Raw genomic sequence first — 5,174 nt, 5'->3', positions numbered from 1 at the left:
CAGTTGCATCCGTGTCACACAACAAGATCTACCGGATCAGGCCCAGCCGCGAGGGCCAGTCCCGCAAATTGATCACAACCAAATACGTGCCCTAGTTAGCCGGGCCGGGGCGATGCACGTCGGCGTACACCCGTGCCCGGACCCCGGGCTCACCTGGAAGGCGCCGCACCGGGGCGATACCGGAGGTTGCCCACTGCCGCTGGAGGCCGTCCATCACCGCGCGCAGGGTGTCCTCGTCCGCGGCGGTGATGTCCATGACTACAAGCCCCGGCCCGGCGGTTCGCCGGCCGGACAGGGAGCATCCGTACGAGGGAGCCCGGTCACCGACCCGACCAGTACCGCTCGCACGACCCGCCCCTGGCCCGTAGACATGAAGGGCAGTCGCGCCCGCCGACAGGACCGGGCCGGCTGCACCACTGCCCGGGAGCCACGCCAATGCCCCAGCGGCCAGGGCCCCCGTAAGGCTGCACTCCTGCGCGGGCCTGCGGTCTTCGGGGCGCAGGCCGCCCGCCTCCAAAGCCCGGGCCTCCTCCGCGTCACGGGCGAAGACCTGCTGGTAGATCAGCTGGGGGGAGAGGGGGAGCAACTCCGGGCAGGGACGCACGATTCCGTACAGTCGGTTGAAGGCGTGCACCGGAATCCCGTAGGCGAAGTTCGCCGCGACGCCGCCGCCCTCGGGAATCCGAACCCGAACCTGTTCGCGCCTCCACGCCGCGTCGACAACGGCTCTGAACAGCTCCTCGACCTGCGGGCGAGATAGCAGCGCCCACCACTCCTCTGCAGTGGCTCGGGCCCGCAGCTCCAGTTCCTGCAGGGCGGCCTGCCGCTGGGCATCGCGCCTCTGCTCCTGCATAAACTCCTCCAGGACCTGGCGTTCTCGAAGCGCTGCCCGATGCCGGGATTCTTCCTCTTCGCGCCGCGTCCGAAGCCGACGGGCGGATACCTTCTGCTCCAGCTTCTGCGCGTCCCTCTGCACCTTGGCTTCGTGGCGCCTTCTCTGGGCCTTCTGACCAGCGGGGGAGGCCAGCCACACCTTGCGGCGCTCCCTGGACGCGGTCTCCAGCTCCTGCCTTCGGGCCTCACGCTGTCGCGCGTCCTCCGCCCGCTGCTCCCGCTCCCGTTCGTACTCGTTCTGCGCCTCTGCGGACTGGCGGGAGGTCCACCACAGGTCGCGGACAAACCAGTGATGCTCCTCGCCGACGATTCGCATCACCTCGCGGTGACGCGGCAGGCTCCGCCAGGGGCGCAGCTGACCGCGAAGGACCCACCTCACGAACTGGGCCAGTTCCGCCTCCTGGAAGAACCACCCGCTGGAGACGAAGCTGCCGAGACCGTCGTCCACGACCCAGGACTCGTCAGCTTCCTCGGGCATCCGTACACGCACGGACGGTACAGCCCCCAGCCACACCGGCGGGCGCTTGTGGGGGGGACACCCAGCACACGGCGACGCCTTCGGCCGTGTACCGGTCGGTGCGCGCCGTGATGTCTTCCACCGTGATCGGGGAAAGCTGCGCCTCCCACGCCATGCGCCGCTCGCTGTCGGGCGAGGTCGCCATCACGTCGGCCCGCCAGGAGCCGTCGGCGGCGGCGACCTCAAGCTCGGCGAACCAGCCGGCCGCGCGAATGGCTCCGGCCATCTCCAGCTTGAGCATGTGGTGTTCCCAGGACTCGTTCGCCAGGGTGCACTCCGGCGGCCGCCCGCCGTCGTGGCAGAAGAATCGCACGCGGTTCGGAGAGTGCTTGGCGTGTACACCCCACGCGCACTCAGGACAGGTGAGGGCGACGCGAGGCGAGAGCTTGTAGACCCGGGACCATTCCAGGCTGGCTCCGAGGTCGGGCAAGGTGGCGTCGATGCGTCCGGCTTCGGGGTGCAGTGCGGTGAAGGGCATGAAGCGCATCTCCTAGGTGATACGGCGCATATGGCTTCCAACCAGGCCTGAATGGAGATAGCAGTCAGCACTGACAATCCGCCCTGGCCCGTGGGGGCGGAAGCGCCGACCGAGCCCGCGATCGTTGAGGCGCTTCACCCATCACGCAAGGCGATGTGTACCGCACTGTACGAAACCGGTACGGTCACCACATGTCTGGAGAACACAACACACAAGACGCTGCTCGCACAGGAGTTGGCGTGGTCAGCGCCGAATTACCGCCGCAGAGCGGACCACCGCTAACGGAGTTTGAGCTCTCGGTCGGCGAGCGCAAGATTCTCCAGTTCAAGAGGAAGCCCCAGATCACGGCGGTCGCCGAACTGGTGTGGAACGCCCTGGACGCCAACGCCACCGAGGTCCACGTCGAACTGCGCCGCTCCGTCATGGAGGCGATCACCGACATCGTGGTGACCGACAACGGTCATGGCATGACACCTGAGCGAGCACGAACCGCCTTCCAGTCATACGGCACCACCTGGAAGACCAGCAGGACACACACCAAGGGCGGGGAACGCATCCTGCATGGCCGCAACGGTGAAGGCCGCCTTTTCGCCTTCGCCCTGGGCGACCGGCTCACCTGGGAGTCGGCGGCCATGGTCGATGACGGCGTGGTCGGGGTCCGGGTCCGCGGCAACGCTGACCACGCCACCATCTGGCAGGTTGAGGAGACAGAGCCGACCCGGGGAAAGCCGGGCACGACAGTCCGCATCTCTGTACCCCAGGGCAAGCCCCTGAGCCGCCTGGAGCGCGACGACGCAGCCGCGAACCTCACCGCGAAGCTGGCGTTCTACCTCCGGGCCTACCCGAACGCGCACGTCACGTTCGACGGCAAACGGCTCGACCCCAGCGACATTATTGTCGGCGAACCCATCGATCTGGAGCTGGAACTGCCAGAGGACTACGCCGGCGAGGACCCACCCCCGGTCGTGACCTTTGTCGAGTGGAACAAGCGGATGAGCGACCGCAAGATGCTCATCTGCAACGCCGACGGCATCGCCCTCGGCGAGCACGGCAGCGACTGGTCCGACGGCATCATCAGCTTCACCCCCTATCTGCGTTCCAACCTGTTCAACGGTCTCTCCGGCGACGACCTCCACGGCCTGACCATGTCTCACTCCGGCCTCCTGGACGCGGCCGTCAAGGCTGTCCAACACCACCTGGCCATTCGCGGCGCCCAGATCTCGGCAGAGGTCGTGCGGAAGCTGAAGACCGAAGGCATCTACCCCTACGACGACCGGCCGGCAACCGGCGCGCTCGCCATAGAGCGCCAGACCTTCGACGTCGTCATCACCGCCGCCCGCCATGCGCTTCCCAACAAGAAGGCGGCCCGGAGCCTCTCCGTAAACCTCATCCGCACCGCTCTGGAGAGCAACCCCGGTGATCTCCACACCATCCTCGAAAAGGTCCTGGCGCTCAGTGAAGACGACCGCCGGCACCTGAAGAACCTCCTGGACAGCACCGACCTGACCCACGTGATCGGCGCGGCAACCACCGTCACCAACCGGTTGAACTTCATCCAGGCCCTGCGCAAGATGCTCGCCGACGAACGACTCCGCAAGGATCTCCGCGAAGTCGACCAGCTCCATCCCATGGTCGCCAAGAACCTCTGGATGTTCGGCGAAGACTGGAACATGACCAGGAGCGAGCTGGGACTCACCAACGTCCTCCAAGCCCACCTGGAAGACCATCTCGGTGAAGACGTGGTCCTGGAGCACGAGCTCGAAGCCGTTACCCAGCCGGACGGGCGCAAAGGCCGCGTCGACATCCTGCTGTTCCGCAGCCGCAAGGACGACAACTCCACCGAGCGCCTCGTCATCGAGCTCAAGCGACCCACGGTGAAGGTCGGCCCGAAAGAACTCGACCAGATCAAGGGCTACGCCCGGGCCATCATTGACGACCCCCAGTACAGCGGGGTGGGCTCCAAGTGGCGCTTCTACCTCGTCACCTACGACTACTCAGACAAGATCCTTCGCGACATCAGGCAGAAGGACCGCCCCGCCGGCCTCGCCGACGTACAGGACGACTACGAAGTCTGGGTCAAGAGCTGGGGCGAGATCCTCGACGCTGGGGAGAAGAAGCTGCGGTTCTTCCAGGAGCAGCTGAACTACGAGGCGACCGACGACCGTGTCACGCAGCACCTACGCGAGAGCTACTCACACTTCATTCCGGAGTTTCTCGCGGCGGAAGGCCAGTCCGCCACGGCGGCGTCCAGCTGCGACACGGATAGTCACACACCGGGCTCGTCGCAGCCCCGAGACGCGGCGGAGCTCCAGTCCTGAGTCAGCAGAGGCCTCGTATTGCGCCGCGATCCTGCGGCGACCGGCCAACAACACAAACGTACCGACCGGGCCGCGCCTTCCCGTTCGACCCACTGCGCGAGGGCCGCAAGGCATTGCTGGAACGCCTACTGTGCCTTGCTGGCCCCTTTCGCCGTACGCCCGGTCGCCGGGGCGGGAGACGGCGCCTCGGCGGGTTTGACGCCAGCGCCATCTGGCAGACGCCATCGTCAGCTACGAGCGCGCCTCGCACTGAGACACGAAGAAGGGGGCCAGTCGCGGGCTGTTCTGACTGGCCCCCTTCGACGTCCGGCCCTACGCCCAGTCGATGCCTAGCTTGCGCAGCGCGTCCAGTTGCTCCGCCGTGAGCTTGTCGCGCCGGGACTTGGTGTTCGACACCCACACGCCCAGCTTCACGGCCATCGGCTCCGCCTCGCCGTCGACCGAGATTTCCTCCCCATGGCCGCGTGGTGCGATCTCTCGGTTTTGTCACAGCGGGGTGAGAGACAGTGGGGTTTGGGGGGTGTTGATGCTGGTCATGGGTTGTTTCGGGGCTGAGGGCTCACTGTCCTGGAGGTGAGAGATCCACAGAGTATCGCTGTCGTGGAGCGTTATCGCGTGAGGGGTGACGCTGTCTCAGTTTCGTGAGTTCTGATCCGCTGGGCGATGGGTGTTGGTGTGCTCAGGGTGTGGATCAGGGAGAGCGGGATCCAACCCTGGAAGGGGTGGGTGGTGGTTCGAGTGGGGTTTTGCCGGCTGTGTCGGTTCGGGCGCTGCGGGGACCGGCGGTGCGTCGTCTGCTGGCCCTGCGGCGGGAGGGGAAGGAGCAATGCTCAGAACCTGTGGATCGGCCCGGGGCTGATCGATGAGATCCCCCGGGAGGGCGCTCGGCGGGTGCTGGCCGCCGCACTGGAAGCCGAGGTTGAGCAGTACATAGCCGAGCTCGCCGGGCGGCGCGACGAGGCCGGCC

Annotated in this window: 3 protein-coding genes and 2 pseudogenes; 2 read left to right on the top strand and 3 right to left on the bottom strand. The window is 66.7% G+C overall.

Translation table 11 applies throughout. The features are described from left to right. Positions 1-91: 91 nt before the first annotated feature. Together ACFYY6_RS38200 and ACFYY6_RS38195 are read right to left on the bottom strand one after the other, a co-directional pair. On the bottom strand, positions 92-1,372 hold the full coding sequence (locus ACFYY6_RS38200) for a DUF6207 family protein (RefSeq protein ID WP_389197757.1): 1,281 nt from the start codon (positions 1,370-1,372) through the stop codon (positions 92-94). Next, the gene (locus ACFYY6_RS38195; protein ID WP_389197755.1) at positions 1,356-1,889 is read right to left on the bottom strand and encodes a competence protein CoiA family protein; all 534 of its coding nucleotides are present in this window, start codon (positions 1,887-1,889) and stop codon (positions 1,356-1,358) included. Before ACFYY6_RS38195 ends, ACFYY6_RS38200 begins: the two co-directional genes overlap by 17 nt. A 239-nt stretch (positions 1,890-2,128) precedes the next feature. Between ACFYY6_RS38195 and ACFYY6_RS38190 the strand changes: the two genes are divergently transcribed. Beyond that, on the top strand, positions 2,129-4,207 hold the full coding sequence (locus ACFYY6_RS38190) for an ATP-binding protein (protein WP_389197752.1): 2,079 nt from the start codon (positions 2,129-2,131) through the stop codon (positions 4,205-4,207). 312 nt (positions 4,208-4,519) lie between these two features. Here ACFYY6_RS38190 and ACFYY6_RS38185 read toward each other — a convergent pair. Beyond that, positions 4,520-4,675, bottom strand: a pseudogene (locus ACFYY6_RS38185) (helicase associated domain-containing protein); the annotation flags it as partial. Between the two features lie 195 nt (positions 4,676-4,870). On the opposite strand from ACFYY6_RS38185, the pseudogene ACFYY6_RS38180 reads away from it, so the two are divergent. Beyond that, positions 4,871-5,174: pseudogene (locus ACFYY6_RS38180) on the top strand (hypothetical protein); the annotation flags it as partial.

The sequence above is a fragment of the Streptomyces sp. NPDC001750 genome (assembly GCF_042892615.1).
Classification (GTDB): Bacteria; Actinomycetota; Actinomycetes; order Streptomycetales; family Streptomycetaceae; genus Streptomyces.
This window is presented reverse-complemented; position numbering and strand designations above follow the sequence as displayed.

Excerpts from the sequence above, each read along its gene's own strand:
- ACFYY6_RS38200 (WP_389197757.1), bottom strand. The coding sequence starts at position 1,372 with ATGCCCGAGGAAGCTGACGAGTCCTGGGTCGTGGACGACGGTCTCGGC.
- ACFYY6_RS38195 (WP_389197755.1), bottom strand. The coding sequence starts at position 1,889 with ATGCCCTTCACCGCACTGCACCCCGAAGCCGGACGCATCGACGCCACC.